The following is an 18,635-nucleotide window of genomic DNA, read 5'->3' as shown; positions in this document are numbered from 1 at the left end:
ACTGGGGCTATTCGGGATGCGGGCGTTTACAGCTCTTCGGTTACCTGATTTACAGTTTCGGTACAGCGTGTATCCGCGTTCTGACTACATAGGTTTTCGAACCCAAGCGAATTGGCCTGCGAATGACACAGATTGGGCAGATTGTCGCGGATTACCCATCGATAAGCAGTCATCTATCCGATGCGTGTTTATGGAAGAATAGTCGATTATGCACGTTAATTCTAACGTGAATTATGCATAATGGCTGACGCCAGGGCCTTCGACAGGCTCAGGCTGACCTCTAACTTGAGAGCTACCGGTCAGCCTGAGCCTGTCGATGGCCCTGGCGTCAGCAAAAACCAGTAGAACATGGATTTAGAAGTTCGTATTATCCATAATTCACGTTAATTCTAAAAATTTTTGACCCGTTGGAACAATTCATTTCATTTAGATGTATATACATTAAATGTAATTACACAGAACAATTCCTTACATCTCATGGCAACCGCAACTACCACCTGGGTTATCGACCCTTCACACTCAGAAGTACAGTTCAAAGTAAAGCACCTGATGGTTTCGACCGTGACCGGCTCATTTGGACAGTACGACGGCAAAATTGAAACAACCGGCGACGATTTCGAGAACGCAAGCGTTTCATTTTCAGCCGAAATTGATAGCATCAGCACAGGCAACGAGCAGCGCGACGGCCACCTGAAGTCAGGCGATTTCTTCGATGCAGCGGGCTTCCCACAGCTCACGTTCGTGTCAACGAGCATGAAGAAAACCGGCAACGATACGTATGAGCTGCACGGTGACCTGACCATGCGCGGTGTAACGAAGCCCGTAACCCTGAAAGCTGAGTACGGCGGCCAAATGGTTGACTTCTACGGTCAGACCAAGGCTGGTTTTGAACTGGCGGGTGTGGTAAAGCGTAAAGAATTTGGTCTGAACTGGGATGCCGTTACCGAAGCCGGTGGGGTGGTTGTCAGCGATGACGTTCGTCTGGTTCTGAACATTCAGGTAACCAAGCAGGCGTAAGCTTCGTTTGTTGTTTCTGGCTTAGCGTTTGTCGTCAAGCTACGCACCCGACTTGTTGGGGGAATTACCCAACTGATATCTGGAGAATAGATCCAATCCCTACAGGTGGCTTATCAAAAGCCTCTGTAGGGATTTTTGTTGGCGCACCAGCCAATGCAATACCCGACCAGAAATCGCCTATTTTGTCTAGTATTTTCTAAATTTGTTTCTATTTCATAATCAAGAAACCACGTTGCGGCATTCGCTCCGACTTTAGCACTTCACGCGTATGAACTTCAACCCCATCATGCTGGCAATCCCGTTCTTTTTCCTGGCAATGGGTATCGAAATCTGGCTCGATCGCTACCGGCAAACCAAGCTGTACCGGCTCAACGACAGCATTACCAACCTGAGTGCGGGCACCTCACAACAAGTAGTCGGTATTTTTCTGAAAGTGATTACGTTGGGGCTTTACGAAGCCGTGCATGCCAATTTTGCCCTGTTTCAGGTACCGCATACCTGGTGGAGCTGGATTCTGGCTTTTGTACTGTATGATTTATGTTACTACTGGGCGCACCGGCTCAGTCACGAGGTTAACCTGTTCTGGAGCGGGCACGTGGTACACCACCAAAGCGAAGAGTACAACCTCTCGGTGGCCCTGCGTCAGAGCTGGTTTCAGGGCGTCTGGACGGCACCGGTCTACCTGCCCATGGCCTTGCTGGGTTTCGACACCACGCAACTGCTGGTGGTTGGCGGCATCAACCTGATTTATCAGTTCTGGATTCATACCGAAATGATTGACCGCATGGGCGTGCTGGAATGGTTTATGAACACCCCCTCGCACCACCGCGTACATCATGGGCGCAACCCCAAGTACATCGACAAAAACCACGGTGGTACGTTTATCATCTGGGACCGACTGTTTGGTACATTTCAGGTTGAGGAAGAACGACCCGTGTACGGCATCACCACGCCCATTAACAGCTGGAACCCCGTCTGGGCCAACTTTTCGCACTACGAACACATCGGCCATCAGCTACGGAATGCCCCTACCCTGACCGACAAACTCAAAGTGCTGTTTTACAAACCCGGTTGGGACGCCAAAATGGCCGTTTACCACCCCATTCCCGACGTCAGCCGGGAGTCGTACCAGAAATTTGACACTGAAGTGCCGCAGGGAGTCAACTACTACGTCCTGTTTCAATACACGCTGCTGGTGCTGGCAACTTTCCCGTTTCTACAATTTCAGGGGCAGTTGGGCTGGGGCGAAAAAGGGGCTATTGCCCTGTTGATTGGGATGACAGTGGTCAACTTCGGTTTCTTTTTTGAAGGGCGTCCGTGGGCGTACCGCTTTGAAGCCTTCCGGCTGCTGGCCTGCACCGGGCTGGGAGTCTGGCTACTTCTGCCCATTCCGGCAGGGCTTTGGGTAGCGGGTGCCGTGGGCGGGCTGGGCGCCATTTCACTCGTTTGGCTGTGGCGGCTGTCTCGTACCGAACTCAATACAGCCGAGCTTAACCCGGTAAGCCATACCGATGCTGTTTCCTGAACGGAAGCGGATGGTAACAGTTTGTCCTGACCATAAACCACGTAAAGATTTTATTCAGATGGAAACCATGCAGCCGACGATGGCCCCCGCGGCCATTCTTCTGAACAACGCCCATACGGATATTCCGGGCAACCCATCGACCGCAACCAGCAGCGCCATTGCCCTCAACGACCGCAGCAATGGCAAACCCCTGCGGGTTCTCTCCGAAGCCGACTGGCAGTTCTGGCAGGAAAACGGCTATATTGTTATCAAACAGGCTGTACCCAGAGAGCAGGCCGAACGGCTGGCTAATCTGCTTTGGGAGTTTGAAGAAAAAGACCCTAACGACCCCGCTACCTGGTACGCTCCGCCCCGCGCCGAAATGAAAATGAAGGAGTTGACCAACAGCGGTATGGTTGAACTGTACAACCACCCGTACCAGTGGGACAACCGGCAGAGCGAGCGCGTGTACGACGCCTTTGTCGACATCTGGGGCGTTGAAGAACTGTGGGTTACCATCGACCGGGCCAATCTGAATTTCCCGGTTCGGCCGGGGCACGAGTTCAAAGGGTTTATCCACTGGGACTACGACCCTGAAACCCGGCCGCAAAATGTGCAGGGCGTATTGGCCCTCGCCGACCAAACCGATGAGAACATGGGCGGTTTTCAGTGCATACCCGAGCTGTACCGGACCTACGACACCTGGAAACTGACCCAACCCGCCGACCGTGACCGGTTCAAACCCGACACTACCGGCTTTGAGCTGGTAAAAGTGAAGATGGAAGCGGGCGACCTGCTCATTTTCAACAGTACACTCCCGCACGGGATTCGGCCCAACCTCACCACCGACAAAGTGCGTATAGCCCAGTATATTTCAATGATGCCCGCGCAGGAAGACAACGAACCCCTGCGACAGTGGCGCATCACCTCCTGGCGCGACCGCGTGGCCCCCGAAGGCTACGCGTTTCCGGGCGACCCGCGCGGTTGGGAGAAAACGCGTTACCAAACCGCACCCCTATCACCACTGGGCAAAAAATTGCTCGGGTTAGATAGCTGGCACTAATTTGCTTTAATGCCATTTTAACAACATCGTCAGATGCTTTTAACGGGTAGGCCGGTAGTTTGGGCCGAAGGCAGGAGGTTCAGAAATGAGCGCCGGTCTTCGGCCCAATTGTCGTTTATACCAATCCGTTTATTGGTTTCCGAACATTCGGAAGCCACGCATCAGTTATGAAAAAACTGCTTTTTGCCGGGGCCCTGCTGGCCTCCCGAGCCGTGCCAGGCCAATCTGTTTCGCCGACAACCGCCCCGGCTGCCCGAGATAGTCTCAGCCACGCTGTCGAGGTTGTGCAACCCAAACCGGCACCGGTGGCCGACAAAAACGAGCTGAAATACAACCTGAATACATCGGGCACCCACTTTTTCAAGGTCACATTTCTAAACCAGACCTGGCTGCGGCTCAATCAGAGCAACCCAGGTACAACCGTTATTCAGGAAGCCAAACCCCAAACCCTCGATATTGGCCTCCGCCGAACCCGGATGCAGATGTTCGGGCAACTCAACGACCGTGCGTTCATCTATCTCCAGTTTGGGATGAACAACTTCAATTACCTGAACGGATTTCCGGGCTTCAATACAGCCGGTACACCCAGCAACCGGAAAATTGCGGCCTTTTTTCACGATGCCGTGGGCGAATACTTGGTTTTCCGCGATAAAGATTACCTGAAAGTAGGTGGTGGGCTCACCATTGTGAACGGCCTCTCGCGGTTTAGCCAGCCGAGCGTCAGTTCGATTATGAGCATGGATGTGCCGGTATTTGCCCAGGCCACCGTCGACCAAACCGACGAATTTTCGCGCAAGCTGACCGTATATGCCCGTGGGCAGGTAGGCAAAATCGACTACCGATTTGCCCTGAGCGACCCGTTTCCGATTCAAACCACTGGAGCGACGCCCCCGGCCCTCTCGTCGAACGCAACGTTTGCGCTGAAGGGGCACCACAAACAGGTTCAGGGTTTTGTGGCGTATCAGTTTCTGGACAAAGAGACGAATCAGACACCCGGCTACATGACGGGCACCTATTTGGGAAAGAAGCGAATGCTCAACCTCGAAGGCGGTTTCGTTTACCAGAAAAACGCCGTTTGGCACCGCGAAAACGTAGCCGACACCGTGTATCAGAACCTGAATTTGTGGTCGGTAGCGGCTTTTCTGGACATGCCGGTCAGCCCGGCGAAAGGCAGCGCGATCAACGCCTATCTGGGCTACTTCCATACTGATTACGGCAAAGACTACCTGCGTTTCAACGGCATTATGAACCCTGCCAGCGGCTCTACAGTTACGCTGCCGGGCGTATCGGGTATTCAGGGAAATGCCTTCCCGATGTTCGGAACGGGCAATGTGCTGTACAGTCAGGTCGGGTATCTGCTACCTCAGGATTTGCTGGGTCGGGGCAACGGTGCCCTGATGCCGTACGCGCAGGCGCAGATTGCCCGTTACACCCGCCTGACCGAGCCTCTGGGCGTGTACAACATCGGCCTGAACTGGCTCATTCGGGGGCACAACTCAAAAATGACCCTCGACTACCAGAATCGGCCTTACTACGGGACATCGGGCACGCAACTCGCCCCGGCGGGTCGTCGTGGTCAGCTGACGTTGCAATATCAGGTGTTTATTTAACGTGAGTTATATATAATACGCACGACAAAATCCCTGTCCTACAAGTAGTTGCTGACGCCAGGGCCTTCGACAGGCTCAAGCTGACATTCGGCTTGAGAGTCCCCAGTCAGCCTGAGCCTGTCGAAGGCCCTGGCGTCAGCCAATATGCATAATTCGCGTTATTTAAGATGTTTTTTAAGGTGTATTAGGCGTCTTCACGGGGACACAAAGCCGCAAGGGAGTCGACATCAGACTCTACCTTGCGGCTTTAATCGTTTCAGAAGTTGAGTAACGTGAATTATGCATAATGGATACCAATAGCGCGCGAACGACACGGATCGGGCAGATGTACGCCGATTCCCTGTATCAGTCCGCGAAAATGGGCTTAACCGGTGTCATCCGCGTGCCAATTCATCAATACTGCACAGCGGCTTTACCGTCCACCGCCAGACATAAAAAAACAGCACCCGTAACGCGGATGCTGTTTCCCAAATACAAACAAACTTCTGAGAGAATTTAGGGCACTTGGCACTGAATAATAGACTATAACCCTACAACAAAACATCCTTTACAAGGCAGGTTGCTTCCGGCGGGCCGCCAACGGGTGAGTCGACAAAGGTTTGTGCTCATCCAGATTGATAACGTTGAATTGGCCGCCAGCCAGTTGGAAATCGCGCTCGTAGTTATGTAGGTTCTCCATAACCGTATGGTCAACGTACCGGGCGTGGTGCAAATCGACGGTCACGCACTGCCCTTCCTGTTGCGGAATGGTGTCTAACTGCTTTTTGATGCTCAGATAATTGGTAAAAACCGCAGCCCCGTTGATTACCAGCGTATGTTGGTTACCGTTCGACTTCATGTACTGATCAGGATTGAAGAGGTACTTAAGCGGCAGCCCCAGCACAACCTGAATGATAAACTCGGCCACAATCCCAACGGCAATACCAATGAGCAAATCGGTGGCGAGGGTCGCAATGATGGTAACGACGAAGACAATAAGCTGCTCCGGCCCGATTTCGTACATGTGCCGAAACTCTTTCGGGTTGGCCAACCGGAACCCGACCGAGATCAGAATAGCCGCCAGAGCTGCTACCGGAACCAGCTTGATCAGCGGCACCAGTGCCACCACAAATACCAGCAAAAACAAGCCGTGGAAGAAATTGGCCCAGCGGGTTTTGCCGCCGTTGTTGAGGTTGGCCGACGAACGGGCCACTTCCGAAATCATGGGCAGGCCACCCAACAAAGCCGACACCATATTGCCGATACCAACGGCGGTCAGGTCGGCACTCAGGTTCGATTTGCGCTTGTACGGATCGAGCAGGTCAATGGCTTTACCCGTCAGTAACGATTCGAGCGAGCCAATAAGGGCAAACATAGCCAGGTATTTCAGGGCAATCGGCAAAAGGTCGCCAGACCAGGCCCCAAAATCAACGTTGAGCGCCAGCTTAAACTCACCGGGGTTTACCAGCGGCTTGATATCGCCATACTGCCGGGTGTCGGAGAGGTGGAAGTACAGGCCCAGCGCAATAGCCACGACCAAGACAACCAGTGCGGGCGGAATACGCTTGATGGTTGCGCTTTTGAGCATTGGCCAGCCAAACATAATCACTAGGCTCACAAACCCGATAACGGCCACATGCCACTCCATAGTGGCAATGCTATGGGGTACCATGGCAATCAGTTCGAGGGGCTCCTTGCCTTTCAGATCGGCTGGGTGAGCCCCTACCGCCAGGTGAATTTGCTTCGACATGATGATGATGCCGATGGCGGCCAGCATTCCGTGCACCGCCGAGAGCGGGAAGAAATCGGCCAGTTTAGCCACTTTCAGCACCCCAAACAGCACCTGCACAACACCCGCCACCAGAATAACCCCCAGCGCCAGCTTCCAGCCAATCTCTACATTTCCCCGACCGAGTTCTTCGACCGCCCCCGCTACAATCACAATCAAACCAGCCGCCGGACCTTTGATAGTCGGCTCAGAACCGGCAAAAAAGGCCACCACCATACCGCCTACAATGGCCGTCAGTACGCCCATAATCGGCGGAAAATTACTAGCCGACGCAATGCCCAGACTGAGAGGCAGCGCGATGAGTGAAACGAGAAAACCAGACAGTAGGTCCGACTGCCAGTTTTGCGTTAAACCAGCAAATCCTTTGGCAGGCACATAATGTGTAGGGGCTTTGGAAGTGGTCTCCATTACGTCAATTTAGATGTATTCCGTTCGTAAATGCCCTGCAACGTTCGGCCGGGCGAGTTAAGCCACCCTTAAGCCCATATTAAAAGAAGATTAATGAAAAAGGCGCTCCCTGCTTTCAGAACGGCTTACTGGCCCGGTCTTTAATCACTTCTTAAACTCACCTTAAGTACTTTTTAACTGGTGCCAATCACCTTTGCCCCCGTTCCTGGTATCAGGAAGTGCTAACGCCATGCAACCGTTTATGGAAACAAACCACTCTGGGTTCGACGAACACCGGGTCATTCACAGCCTCAAGCACTACCTACCCGCCCAAGCCCCGCTGAAAGACTTTGTTCACCACAATACACTCCATTCGTTTCAGGATCGGCCGTTTTTCGACGCCATCCGGTCGGCGTCTCAGGTGTTCGGCTACAAGGTAGCGCTGGCCCTGGATGAATACCGGGCAATGTACAGCAGTGGGCAGATCAGCCCCGTTGTGCTGAAAAAAGTAATTGTTGGGCACAAAGGCGAAGCCCGGCTCGAAAGCTGGCTCGAAAAGCTGCTCCAGAAACCCTACCCTGCCACCGGTACCCCGCGCATAGGCTCCCTGCGCAGCACCTGGAAAAAGCAATACCATATTGACCTCGACTCGCTGGTGCATCCGCTTCTGTTTCGGATTCTTTGCTCGTACCTCGATCAGGGCATCGCGATCTGGGGGTTTCCGGTAACCAACAGAACGTTTCTGGACGCCCTACGCGAGATGGAACGCCATAGCTTTACCAGCTTTTTCCGGACGCGCCGGGCCCGGCGGCTTTTGCTCGACGGCACCCCCTCCATCAGCGAGTTGCTCGCTCTGCTCGTGGGCGACGAAGCCCTGTACGAAACCTACCTCTTCGATGGGCAATTTGCGCATCAGGGCTGGTCGGGCATGGTGTCGGCCATTGAGGATGGCCCCCAAACTCTGCTCGACCGCCGGCAGCTCTCCCTGCACGACCTGATTACGTTTGAACTGCTACTCGAAATTGACGCGCTCGACGCCCATTTCGGTACCCAATGGCAACCCCTGAGCCAGAAATTAGCCCATAAACCGACCGACCTGTTTGCCAACGCCCCCGTTACCGAGCGCGACGAGGTACTGATGATGTGGCAGGAAGCGTTTGAGTGGAGCTATTACGATCAGGTGCTGGCGGGGATTCAGCAGAACAAACTCGCCCGCAAACAAACGCTCGGCAAAAGTTTTCAGGCCCTATTTTGTATCGACGACCGGGAGGAGTCGATGCGTCGGTATCTGGAACAGCTCGACCCTCGTTGCGAAACCTTCGGGACACCCGGTTTCTTCGGGGTTGAATTTTTCTTCCAGCCCGAAACCGGCAAATTCTACGAAAAAGTTTGCCCCGCTCCGGTTACGCCCAAGTACCTCATCAAAGAGCAGGGACGCACAACCAAGAAGCAAAAAGACGTGCATTTCAACAAGCACGCGCACTCGTTTTACAGCGGCTGGCTTATTTCGCAAACCCTCGGTTTCTGGTCGGCACTGCGGTTGTTCCTGAATATTTTCCGGCCTACCATGAGCCCGTCAATGGCGTCGTCGTTTCGGCACATGGATGGAGCGGCACGGCTGACTATTGAGCATAAACATCAGCACGCCCCCGAAAATGACCTACAGGTAGGGTTTACTGTACCCGAAATGGCCGACCGGGTCGAGGGAGTCCTCAAAAGCATCGGGCTGGTCAAAAATTTTGCCTCGCTCGTGTACGTAGTTGGGCATGGCTCCAGCACGATAAACAACCCCCACTACGCAGCCTACGACTGTGGTGCCTGCTCGGGGCGGTCGGGCTCGGCCAATGCGCGGGTACTGTGCTACATGGCCAACCACCCGCAGGTACGGGTGTTGCTCCACGAACGGGGTATTGACATTCCTGACGATACGCAGTTTGTAGGAGCCCTGCACGACACCACCCGCGACGAGATTGCGTTTTTCGACGATCAGGCGCTACAGGTTGGCAATCGGGAGTTCCACCAACTCAACCGGCAAACCTTCGCCGAAGCCCTCGACCTGAACGCCAAGGAACGGTCGCGCCGGTTCGAGTCGATTGATTCGAGCCTCACACCCGAACAAATTCACGACAAGGTAAAAATCCGGTCGGTGTCGTTGTTTGAACCGCGCCCTGAGCTCAACCACGCCACCAACGCTCTGTGCATTGTGGGTCGGCGGGCCATGACGAAGGGGCTTTTTCTGGACCGGCGGGCGCTCATGAACTCGTACAATTATGCCATTGACCCCGACGGCCACTATTTGCTCAATATTCTGAAAGCGGCCACGCCCGTTTGCGGAGGCATTAATCTGGAGTACTTTTTCTCCCGGATGGACAACCAGAAGCTGGGGGCGGGTACCAAGCTGCCGCATAACGTAATGGGCCTGATTGGGGTAGCCAACGGTATCGACGGCGATCTGCGGCCGGGCCTACCCAGCCAGATGATCGAGGTACACGACCCATTGCGGTTGCTGATGATTGTGGAGCATTACCCGGACGTAGTACTCGCTACCATCCAGAAAATTCCGGCGGTGTACGAGTGGTACAGCAACAACTGGATCAATCTGGTGGCGGTACACCCCGAAACCCGCGCCCTGTACGTGTTCAAAGCAGGCGACTTTGTCGATTACTATCCCCTTACCGACCACCTCGACGCCGTTGCCGACGTGGAACCGCTGGTTGAATCGAACGGGGAAAATTTCCCGGTCTTTATCCTCTCATAACCTTCCGGAATGGCTTCGTTACTTCCTTTCTTTGTTCTTTTGCCCCTCGCAGGCTACGTGGTCAGCCTGCTGGTTCCGGCCCGGCGCGAAACGCTTATTTCGCAGATTGCCGTACTCACCGTTGGCCTGCATCTGCTGGGGGCCGTGCTGTTTATGGGTGTCTGGCTACTGGACGGCCACCCTACGCTCGATGTAAAAGAGATTGTGTTGCTCCAGACAAGCGGCTACGAGTTTTTTGTCGACTTTGATTTCGACACGGTCACGGCGGTGTATCTGTTTGTGGGGGCGTTTCTAACGTTTCTGATCACGCGGTATAGCCGGGCGTACATGCACCGCGAAGCGGGCTACAAACGCTTTTTCAATACCATTCTCTTTTTCTATGTCGGGTACACGCTCACTATTTTGTCGGGCAACCTCGAAACCCTGTTTGTTGGCTGGGAAATTCTGGGCATCTCGTCATTTTTGCTGATTGCCTTCTACCGCGACCGGTATCTGCCGGTTAAGAACGCCGTAAAAGTGTTTTCGCTGTATCGCATTGGCGACGTGGGTCTGATTCTGGCCATGTGGATGAGTCACCACCTTTGGCATCAGAACACCACGTTTCTGCAACTGCGCAACTACGAGCTGGTGCATGAGCACCTGCAAAGCCACACCCTGATCGGGGTATTTATTTCGGTGATGATTCTGCTGTCGGCGGCCGTCAAATCGGCGCAGCTGCCGTTTTCGTCGTGGTTGCCCCGAGCTATGGAAGGCCCCACCCCGTCGAGCGCGATTTTCTACGGATCGCTATCGGTACACCTGGGTGTTTTTCTGTTGTTGCGCACCTATCCGTTCTGGGAGCAACAAGTGTCGGTACGGGTACTCATTGGGACCGTAGGCCTGTGTTCGGCCCTGGTAGCTACGGGTATTGCGCGGGTACAGTCGTCCGTAAAAAGTCAGATTGCCTACGCATCCATTGCACAGATTGGCCTCATGTTTATTGAGATTGCGGCCGGTTGGGGGCATCTGGCCCTATTTCACTTTGCGGGTAACGCGTTTTTGCGGACGTACCAATTACTAGTGTCGCCTTCGGTAGTAAGCTATCAGATTCGGGAGCAGTTTTATCATTTTTCACCGCATCCGCAGTCGATTGAGCGGTTTTACCCGAAAAAAATCGCGTACACGTTCTACATGCTTTGCCTTAAAGAGTGGAACCTCGACTCGTTCATGTACCGGTTTCTGTGGAATCCGCTCAAAGCAGTTGGCCGTCGGCTCGATTTTCTGACGCTCAATCGGGTGCTGCTTTTCTTTGTACCGATCTACGGGCTCGGTTTGCTCCTGTTGGTCAACGAAGATGCCCTCGCTCCCGACCTGGTGCACGCCCTACCGATGGTATTCTCGCTCATGGGGCTGCTGATGGTCCTGAAAGCCTTCACCGAACGCAAAAAAGCCCGGAAGAGCTGGGTTCTGATTCTGATGAATCACTTTTTTGTGGCGCTGGCCATCTCATTCAACGAGCATTTCCGGTTCGAACAGACCCTGCTGTACCTGAGCGGGATTGTGGTAGCTGGCATTCTTGGGTATGTGGTACTCACCCGCCTGAAAACGCTCGAAACCAGTATCGACCTCGGGCGGTTCCACGGCCATGCCTATAAACACCGGCTGCTGGCGTTCCTGTTTCTGCTCTGTTGCCTGGGGGTTTCGGGCTTCCCGATCACACCGACGTTTGTGGGCGAAGACCTCATTTTCACCCACATTCACGAGAATCAGCTGGCGCTGGCCTTCTTCACCGCGCTCAGTTTCATTGTCGATGGTCTGGCGCTTATCCGCATTTACGCCCGCGTTTTTCTGGGCCCACACGTACGGTCGGTATTCGATATGGCCTACCGATCGTCGTAATAAACGCATCCGGCCCGCCCGCCTTGCCGGGTACCGGCTACTTTCCTCGTTTTAACCAATTTGCCAGCCAGCCTGCCCTTGAGGTAGGCTGGCTTTTTCGGTTTTAACCCACAAAAAAGAAAGCATAAGCTGCCTTCCCTCTGGAAACAAAACACCGGTTTTAATCTATATTTAAGGCAAATTACTTTTACTACTTCTTTTTTAGTTGATTCAATTCATCCCCTAAATAGTAGTAAGTAGTCCGTTTAAATCAGTTTAATAGGTACAAATGGCTGATAACCGACGGCAACCGGCAGGATTATTGCCGGTCAATTTGTCGTACACGAAACCAATTTGGTACACGTAAAACTGTAGATTGTTTAATGACCCAGTAACCTTATTTCCTTTGTATGGCTCCTGATCTTCCTGTTCGTCACCCGACCGACCATATCCGCAAGGATCTGACGGCCTCGGTCTCGCTCTTTCTGGCCTCGCTCCCTCTTTGTCTGGGTATTGCGCTGGCCTCGGGCGGCCCCTCACTGTCTGGCCTCATTGCGGGCATCATCGGCGGCTTAGTAGTTGGCGCCCTTTCCGACTCCGAAGTGAGCGTAAGTGGCCCTGCAGCCGGTTTGGCTGTTATCGTCGCCGATGCCATCCGGTCGCTCGGCTCGTACGAGAGTTTTCTGGTCGCGCTGGTATTGGCCGGCCTTATTCAGTTAGTGCTTGGTTTTCTGAAAGCCGGGCGGCTCAGCAGTTTCTTCCCCAACTCAGTCGTGCGGGGGATGCTGGTGGGTATTGGCATTGTGATTATACTAAAGCAGATTCCGCACGCACTCGGTCGCGACACCGATTTCGAAGGTGATTTTGAGTTTCAGCAACTGGCCGACCGCGAAAACACCCTCACCGAACTGGTGCGGGCCTTTGCCGACCCGGCACCGGGGGCCGTTATCATCAGCGTGGTTTCGCTCGCCATTTTGCTCGGCTGGAGCGCCATGACCAACCGGGGCAATCGCTTTTTCGACTGGCTACCGGCTGCGCTGGTGGTGGTAGTTGCGGGCGTGGGCCTGAACCAGCTATTCCGGGTCTCGATGCCCGAGTGGTACCTTGGCGATTCGAGTGGCCACATGGTTCGGATTCCTGATCTGTCGGGGGCGAGTTTGTCTTCACTGATGAACTTCCCCGACCTGAGCGCCCTCGGCAGCGGACGTGTGTACGTAGTTGCCCTTACGTTAGCGCTGGTAGCCAGCCTGGAAGCCCTGCTCAACCTCGAAGCATCGGAGCGCCTTGACCCCCTCCGGCGCGTGCCCTCGTCGAGCCGCGAACTAGTGGCGCAGGGAATTGGCAACATCACGTCAGGGTTGGTCGGTGGCCTACCGGTAACATCGGTGGTCGTTCGGACCACAACCAACATCGTGAGTGGAGCCCAGACCCGGCTTTCTACGCTGGTGAATGGTGGTCTGTTGCTGTTATCTCTGTTTTTTGCCGGTTCTATCCTGAACCACATTCCGCTCGCGTGTTTGGCGGCCCTGCTCATTGTGGTGGGTGTTAACCTGATTAAACCCCGCGTGTTGGCGGCCATTTATGGCGAAGGCATGAGTCAGTTTATCCCGTTTCTGGTGACCGTAGTAGGCATCATTTTCACCGACCTTCTTATTGGTATCGCCATGGGCGCGGTGGTTGGTTTGTTGTTTGTGCTGTACACCAACTCGCAGGCTTCGTTCCGGGTGATTCGGGAGGGCAACAACGTACTCATCAAGTTTCAGCGCGATATGTACTTTCTGAGCAAGCCGCAGTTGAAAGAAGCCCTGCAATCGCTACGTCCCGGCGATTCGGTGCTCGTCGACGGCCGGTACGCTACGTTTGTGGATAGTGACGTGTACACCCTGCTGGTTGATTTTGCCGAGACGGCCAAAAATCAGGGAATAAAGTATGAATTGCGGCAGGTAACCCAACGGAAACGAAACGAACCCACCTATGCGCCCATTTGATCGCTTATTGCTCATGAATAAAGCCTGGGTTCAGGATCGTCTTGAACTCAACGACGGCTACTTTGATACCCTTTCGTCGGGGCAGAAGCCCGACTTTCTGTGGATTGGCTGTTCCGACAGCCGCGTAACGGCCGAGCAGATTACCGGTGCTGACCCCGGCGAGATGTTTGTTCACCGCAACATTGCCAACCTGGTGGTACCCGGCGACCTGAACACCTTGAGCGTAGTGCAGTATGCCGTTGAGGTGCTACAAGTGACCGACGTGATTGTGTGCGGCCATTACGAGTGCGGGGGCGTGAAAACAGCCATGGCCGGTACCAAACTGGGCCTGATTGACGGGTGGCTGGATAATATTGCCCGGGTAAAAACCATGTACCAGGCCGAACTCGACCAGATTGCCGATGACCACGAACGGTTCGACCGGCTGGTGGAACTGAACACGCAGGAGCAGGTACGAAATCTGGCCGCTACCGATAGCGTCAAGAAAATGTGGGCGAGTCATACCATTCCAAACCTGCACGGCTGGGTATTTAACCTGCGCACGGGTCTGATCAAAGACGTCATTAACCTGTCACCGCCGGGGGTGTAGTCGCCCAATCAGAGCCCCAACCTGCCCGGTGGCCGTTGCCTAATCAGAAGTTGCCCGTCAGAATGTGTATTTTTGACGGGCATTTTTACATTCAGACACTTGAATTTACCCCGTATAGTCGTCATCATCCCGGCCTTCAACGAAGAGAACTCCGTGGGCAACGTAATCCGTGAAATCCCGGCCGATTACGTGCAGGAGGTGATCGTGGTCAATAATAACTCCAACGACCAAACCGCCGTTGAGGCCCGCCGGGCCGGGGCTACCGTGCTCGACGAACCCGTGCAGGGCTACGGACGGGCCTGCCTGACCGGCATTGCTTATGCTCAGAATTTAGAACCAAAACCCGACGTGGTCGTTTTTCTGGATGCCGACTATTCCGATTATCCCGCCGAATTGCCGCAGGTAGTGGCTCCCATTCTGAACGAGGGCTACGACATGGTAATTGGTTCGCGGGCGCTGGGCAATCGGCAACGGGGTTCGATGACTCCGCAACAGGTGTTTGGCAACTGGCTGGCAACCACCCTGCTCCGATGGTTGTACAACGTTCGGTACACGGATCTGGGGCCATTTCGGGCCATTCGGATGGACCGGCTGCTGGCCCTCGACATGCGCGACCAAACCTACGGATGGACGGTTGAGATGCAGTTGAAGGCCGCCAAACAAAAAATGCGGATCACGGAAGTTCCGGTGAATTATCGCAAACGGATTGGGTTCTCGAAGATTTCGGGAACCGTCAAGGGAACGGTACTGGCTGGCTATAAAATTCTGACGACCATTTTCCGGTATCTGTAGTGGATTGATGGCCGTGTTGCCGGTACTCTCAGTACTGGACATTACATGTTAGACACTAGACGTTAGACCTCCAGGCAAAAAGGTAGTAAGTCTAGTGTCTGAAGTCCGAATGTCCTGTACTGAAGCCGGTACTAACGCTCCAACTGAATCCAACTGAATACGCATTGACAACCTATGGAAGTACTTGTTTTGATTTTGTACGGTCTGGCGCTGCTGCTGCTGTTTCTCTATAACCTGGGGCAGTTGAGCCTGATTATTACGTACCTCCGTACAAAACAAACACGGCAGGATAACATCCGCCCGGCCAACGCCATTCCGTGGGATCAGCTGCCGCCCGTAACGGTGCAACTGCCGGTGTACAACGAGCTGTACGTTGCCGAGCGCCTGATCGACTCGATGGTGAAACTCCGCTACCCGGCCGACAAACTCGATATTCAGGTCCTCGACGACTCAACCGACGAAACCGTCGAAATCATTGCCCGGCGGGTGGCTTTATACCGGGAACAGGGGGTTCCGATCCGGCACATTCGCCGACCTGAGCGCAAAGGCTTCAAGGCGGGCGCGCTGGCCTACGGGCTTACCCTCACCGACGCACCCTTTGTGGCTATTTTCGACGCCGATTTTGTTCCCGACCCCGATTTTCTGCTCAAAACCCTGCCTAACTTCGCCGACCCGAAAGTGGGCATTGTGCAAACCCGCTGGGAGCACCTCAACGAAGATTTTTCGCTCATTACGCAGTTGCAGGCCTTTGGGCTCAACGCGCACTTTACCATTGAGCAAAGTGGGCGGTATGCGGCCAATCTGTTTGCCAATTTCAACGGCACGGGGGGCGTGTGGCGCCGGGCGGCCATCGACGATGCGGGCGGCTGGCACGCCGACACCCTCACCGAAGACCTTGACCTGAGCTACCGGGCGCAACTCCGGGGCTGGAAATTCAGCTACCGCGAAGACGTAACCTCACCCGCCGAGCTGCCCGTAGCTATGGATGCCCTCAAGTCGCAGCAGTACCGCTGGATGAAAGGAGCCGCCGAGGTGGCCCGCAAAATGTACGGTACGGTGTTGCGCACACCGGGCATTCCGCTTAAAACCAAGCTTCATGCCGGTATGCACCTGTTTAGCAGTGCCACGTTTATCCTGGTACTGGTGCTGGGCGTGCTGAGCGTGCCGCTGCTTTACATCCGGGCGCGGCACCCTGAGTGGGAAGTCGTTTTTTACATCATCAATTTCTTCCAGCTCAACCTGTTTATTCTCATCTCGTTTTATGGAATTCCGTACGTTTTGTACTCCCAAAAACGCAAGGCGATGGTGGCATTTTACTTTCCGATGTACTCATCGCTCATGATGGGGCTATCGTTGCACAACACCATTGCGGTACTGGAGGGGTATCTGGGCAAGAAAACACCGTTTGTCCGAACCCCGAAGTTCAATGCCAACAAAGCCGGCGATTTATGGCAAACCAACAAGTACATAGGCCGACAAATTACGTGGCTCACCGTAGCCGAGGGGCTGCTGGCGCTTTACTTTGTAGGCGGGCTGGTACTGGCCTTTTATGTGCAGGACTTCCGAATGTTTTTTCTGCACATCATGCTGATGGTTGGGTTCGCTATGGTTTGTTATTACTCGCTGAACCACTCGTTTACGATTCGCCGAACCACTACCCTGCCGTCGGCCAGCCCCATGCCCCAGCCCAGCCAGTCGGTACCGATCTGAGTGGTTGCTGTGCCCGGCCGCTCCGCCTTCCGAAGCGGCACCTTTTACCATGACCGTAACCCCAATCCGTGTAGGCTGGCTCATTCTGTCGTCGGCCCTGTTTGTTTTACTGGCCTACACCCTTCAGCGAACCCAGTTTGCGGGCCTGCTAGGCTTGTATTTTCTGGCTGTTTGGGGATACTCGCTGCGGGTTAATTCGCTACCGGATACCAGCACCCACCCCGACCGGTTTCTGATGGCTGCGGCCGTGCTGTTTCGGGTATTGCTGCTACTGGCTCCGCCCAACCTCTCCGACGATTACGCCCGATTTATCTGGGATGGCCGGTTGCTCATTCACGGCTTTAACCCGTACTTGTATTTGCCCCGATCGCTGGTAAGCTCCAACCTGGCAGAAGCCGCCAACCTCACACCCGATCTGTTTGCCCGACTCAACTCACCCGATTATTTTACGGTGTATCCTCCACTCAATCAGGCGTTTTTCGGATTGGCGGCCTGGCTTGGGGGCGATAATCTCACGGCTTCAGTTATCTGGCTCCGGGTGCCCATCCTGCTCGCTGAACTGGGCACCATTTTTCTCTTGCCCAAACTGCTGCAACGGCTAGGCCGCAACCCCGACCTGGCTTGTTTGTACACCCTCAACCCGCTCGTCATTCTCGAACTGACGGGTAATGTTCATTTCGAGGGCGTGGTGATTTTCTTTTGCATCGGAGCGGTTTGGATGCTCAAAGAGATTAAAGCCAATTCAGTAAATGGAGCCCCAGAGATGTCATCTCTCGATGTAGACTCTAATTTGGGAAATCAAGCTCCAGAGATGACATCTCTTCAAACAGACTCTGGCACGGGGGCTCGATTCCCAGAGATGTTATCTCTCGATGCACCCCCAGCTAATCAGCGCCCGAAGTCGCCCGGTGGGCGTATCCGGGCGCTGATTAGCTCGGCCATTCTGCTGGGTCTGGCTGTCTCGACCAAGCTACTGCCTTTGCTGGGATTACCCTTGCTGATTCGATACCTCGGCTGGAAACGGGGGCTTTTGTACAGCACCCTTGTCGGCATCATCACCGGGTTACTCTTTCTGCCGTTTACAAGCGTGGAACTGGTGCAGAATGTAGCGTCGAGCATCAACCTCTATTTCCAGAAATTTGAGTTCAACGCCAGTGTGTATTACCTGATTCGGGAGGTTGGGTACTGGCTAATGGGGTATAACGTGATTCAGACCGTTGGGCATTGGCTCCCGGTAGTCACACTTGGGGGCATTGGCTGGCTCGCGTTCCGGGCGCGTACCCTCACTTACGGGATTCGGCTGTTGCTCTCGCTCACGCTATACTTCGCCCTGGCCACCACCGTTCACCCCTGGTACTGTACCCTGCTGGTGGCCGTTTCTCCCTTTACACCGTTTCGATACCCACTCGTGTGGTCGGCCCTGATTTGGATATCGTATGCCACCTACCAAACCGAAGACTACCGCGAAAACCTCTGGCTGACAGCCGCCGAGTACATAGCGGTGCTGGCCGTCGGGCTGGCAGAGTGGTGGCGCTACCGACAAAGCAAGCCCTCGGCGATGAATCAGATCGGCAAAAAATACATCGGATAGT

The 18,635-nt window shown here is 54.3% G+C and carries 13 protein-coding genes; 11 read left to right on the top strand and 2 right to left on the bottom strand.

Annotation, left to right across the window (positions count from 1 at the left end; translation table 11 throughout):
- Positions 1 to 26: 26 nt before the first annotated feature.
- Positions 27 to 173, bottom strand: a complete 147-nt coding sequence (locus F5984_RS26565) for a hypothetical protein (protein ID WP_185155527.1) — start codon at positions 171 to 173, stop codon at positions 27 to 29.
- A 304-nt stretch (positions 174 to 477) separates the two neighbouring features.
- On the opposite strand from F5984_RS26565, the gene F5984_RS15505 reads away from it, so the two are divergent.
- The 4 genes from F5984_RS15505 to F5984_RS15490 all read left to right on the top strand — a co-directional run bounded on the left by F5984_RS15505 (position 478) and on the right by F5984_RS15490 (position 5,194).
- Positions 478 to 1,017, top strand: a complete 540-nt coding sequence (locus tag F5984_RS15505) for a YceI family protein (RefSeq protein WP_152125167.1) — start codon at positions 478 to 480, stop codon at positions 1,015 to 1,017.
- Positions 1,018 to 1,285: 268 nt separating this feature from the next.
- The gene (locus F5984_RS15500; protein ID WP_152125166.1) at positions 1,286 to 2,542 is read left to right on the top strand and encodes a sterol desaturase family protein; all 1,257 of its coding nucleotides are present in this window, start codon (positions 1,286 to 1,288) and stop codon (positions 2,540 to 2,542) included.
- Between the two features lie 58 nt (positions 2,543 to 2,600).
- A complete protein-coding gene (locus F5984_RS15495; RefSeq protein ID WP_152125475.1) occupies positions 2,601 to 3,584 on the top strand; it encodes a phytanoyl-CoA dioxygenase family protein in 984 nt (327 codons plus the stop codon).
- Between the two features lie 167 nt (positions 3,585 to 3,751).
- A complete protein-coding gene (locus F5984_RS15490) occupies positions 3,752 to 5,194 on the top strand; it encodes a hypothetical protein (protein WP_152125165.1) in 1,443 nt (480 codons plus the stop codon).
- A 547-nt stretch (positions 5,195 to 5,741) separates the two neighbouring features.
- Here the strand turns inward: F5984_RS15490 and F5984_RS15485 are convergent.
- Entirely contained in the window at positions 5,742 to 7,370 is a 1,629-nt protein-coding gene (locus F5984_RS15485) for a SulP family inorganic anion transporter (protein WP_152125164.1), read from the bottom strand.
- 241 nt (positions 7,371 to 7,611) lie between these two features.
- Here F5984_RS15485 and F5984_RS15480 point away from each other — a divergent pair, with 241 nt between their 5' ends.
- The 7 genes from F5984_RS15480 (at position 7,612) to F5984_RS15450 (ending at position 18,634) form a co-directional block, all read left to right on the top strand.
- Complete coding sequence (locus F5984_RS15480; protein WP_152125163.1) at positions 7,612 to 10,107, top strand: YbcC family protein; 2,496 nt, start codon at positions 7,612 to 7,614, stop codon at positions 10,105 to 10,107.
- A 9-nt stretch (positions 10,108 to 10,116) separates the two neighbouring features.
- A complete protein-coding gene (locus tag F5984_RS15475; protein ID WP_152125162.1) occupies positions 10,117 to 11,985 on the top strand; it encodes a proton-conducting transporter transmembrane domain-containing protein in 1,869 nt (622 codons plus the stop codon).
- Positions 11,986 to 12,374: 389 nt separating this feature from the next.
- On the top strand, positions 12,375 to 13,952 hold the full coding sequence (locus F5984_RS15470; protein ID WP_152125161.1) for a SulP family inorganic anion transporter: 1,578 nt from the start codon (positions 12,375 to 12,377) through the stop codon (positions 13,950 to 13,952).
- Entirely contained in the window at positions 13,939 to 14,541 is a 603-nt protein-coding gene (locus F5984_RS15465; protein WP_152125160.1) for a carbonic anhydrase, read from the top strand. The genes F5984_RS15470 and F5984_RS15465 overlap by 14 nt, the downstream gene beginning before the upstream one ends.
- A gap of 99 nt (positions 14,542 to 14,640) precedes the next feature.
- Positions 14,641 to 15,333: a glycosyltransferase family 2 protein gene (locus tag F5984_RS15460; RefSeq protein WP_152125159.1), complete on the top strand. Its 693-nt coding sequence runs from the start codon at positions 14,641 to 14,643 to the stop codon at positions 15,331 to 15,333.
- A gap of 174 nt (positions 15,334 to 15,507) precedes the next feature.
- Positions 15,508 to 17,043 carry a cellulose synthase family protein gene (locus F5984_RS15455; protein WP_152125158.1) on the top strand — a complete coding sequence of 512 codons (1,536 nt, stop codon included), beginning with the start codon at positions 15,508 to 15,510 and terminating at the stop codon, positions 17,041 to 17,043.
- Positions 17,044 to 17,092: 49 nt separating this feature from the next.
- Positions 17,093 to 18,634 (top strand): hypothetical protein, encoded by a 1,542-nt coding sequence (locus F5984_RS15450; RefSeq protein WP_152125157.1) that lies wholly within the window; start codon positions 17,093 to 17,095, stop codon positions 18,632 to 18,634.
- Position 18,635: the final 1 nt, after the last annotated feature.

Origin of the sequence: Rudanella paleaurantiibacter (assembly GCF_009184635.1) — a bacterium.
Lineage (GTDB): Bacteria > Bacteroidota > Bacteroidia > Cytophagales > Spirosomataceae > Rudanella > Rudanella paleaurantiibacter.
Note: the sequence above shows the minus strand (reverse complement) of the source record. Positions and strands in the feature narration are given on the sequence as shown.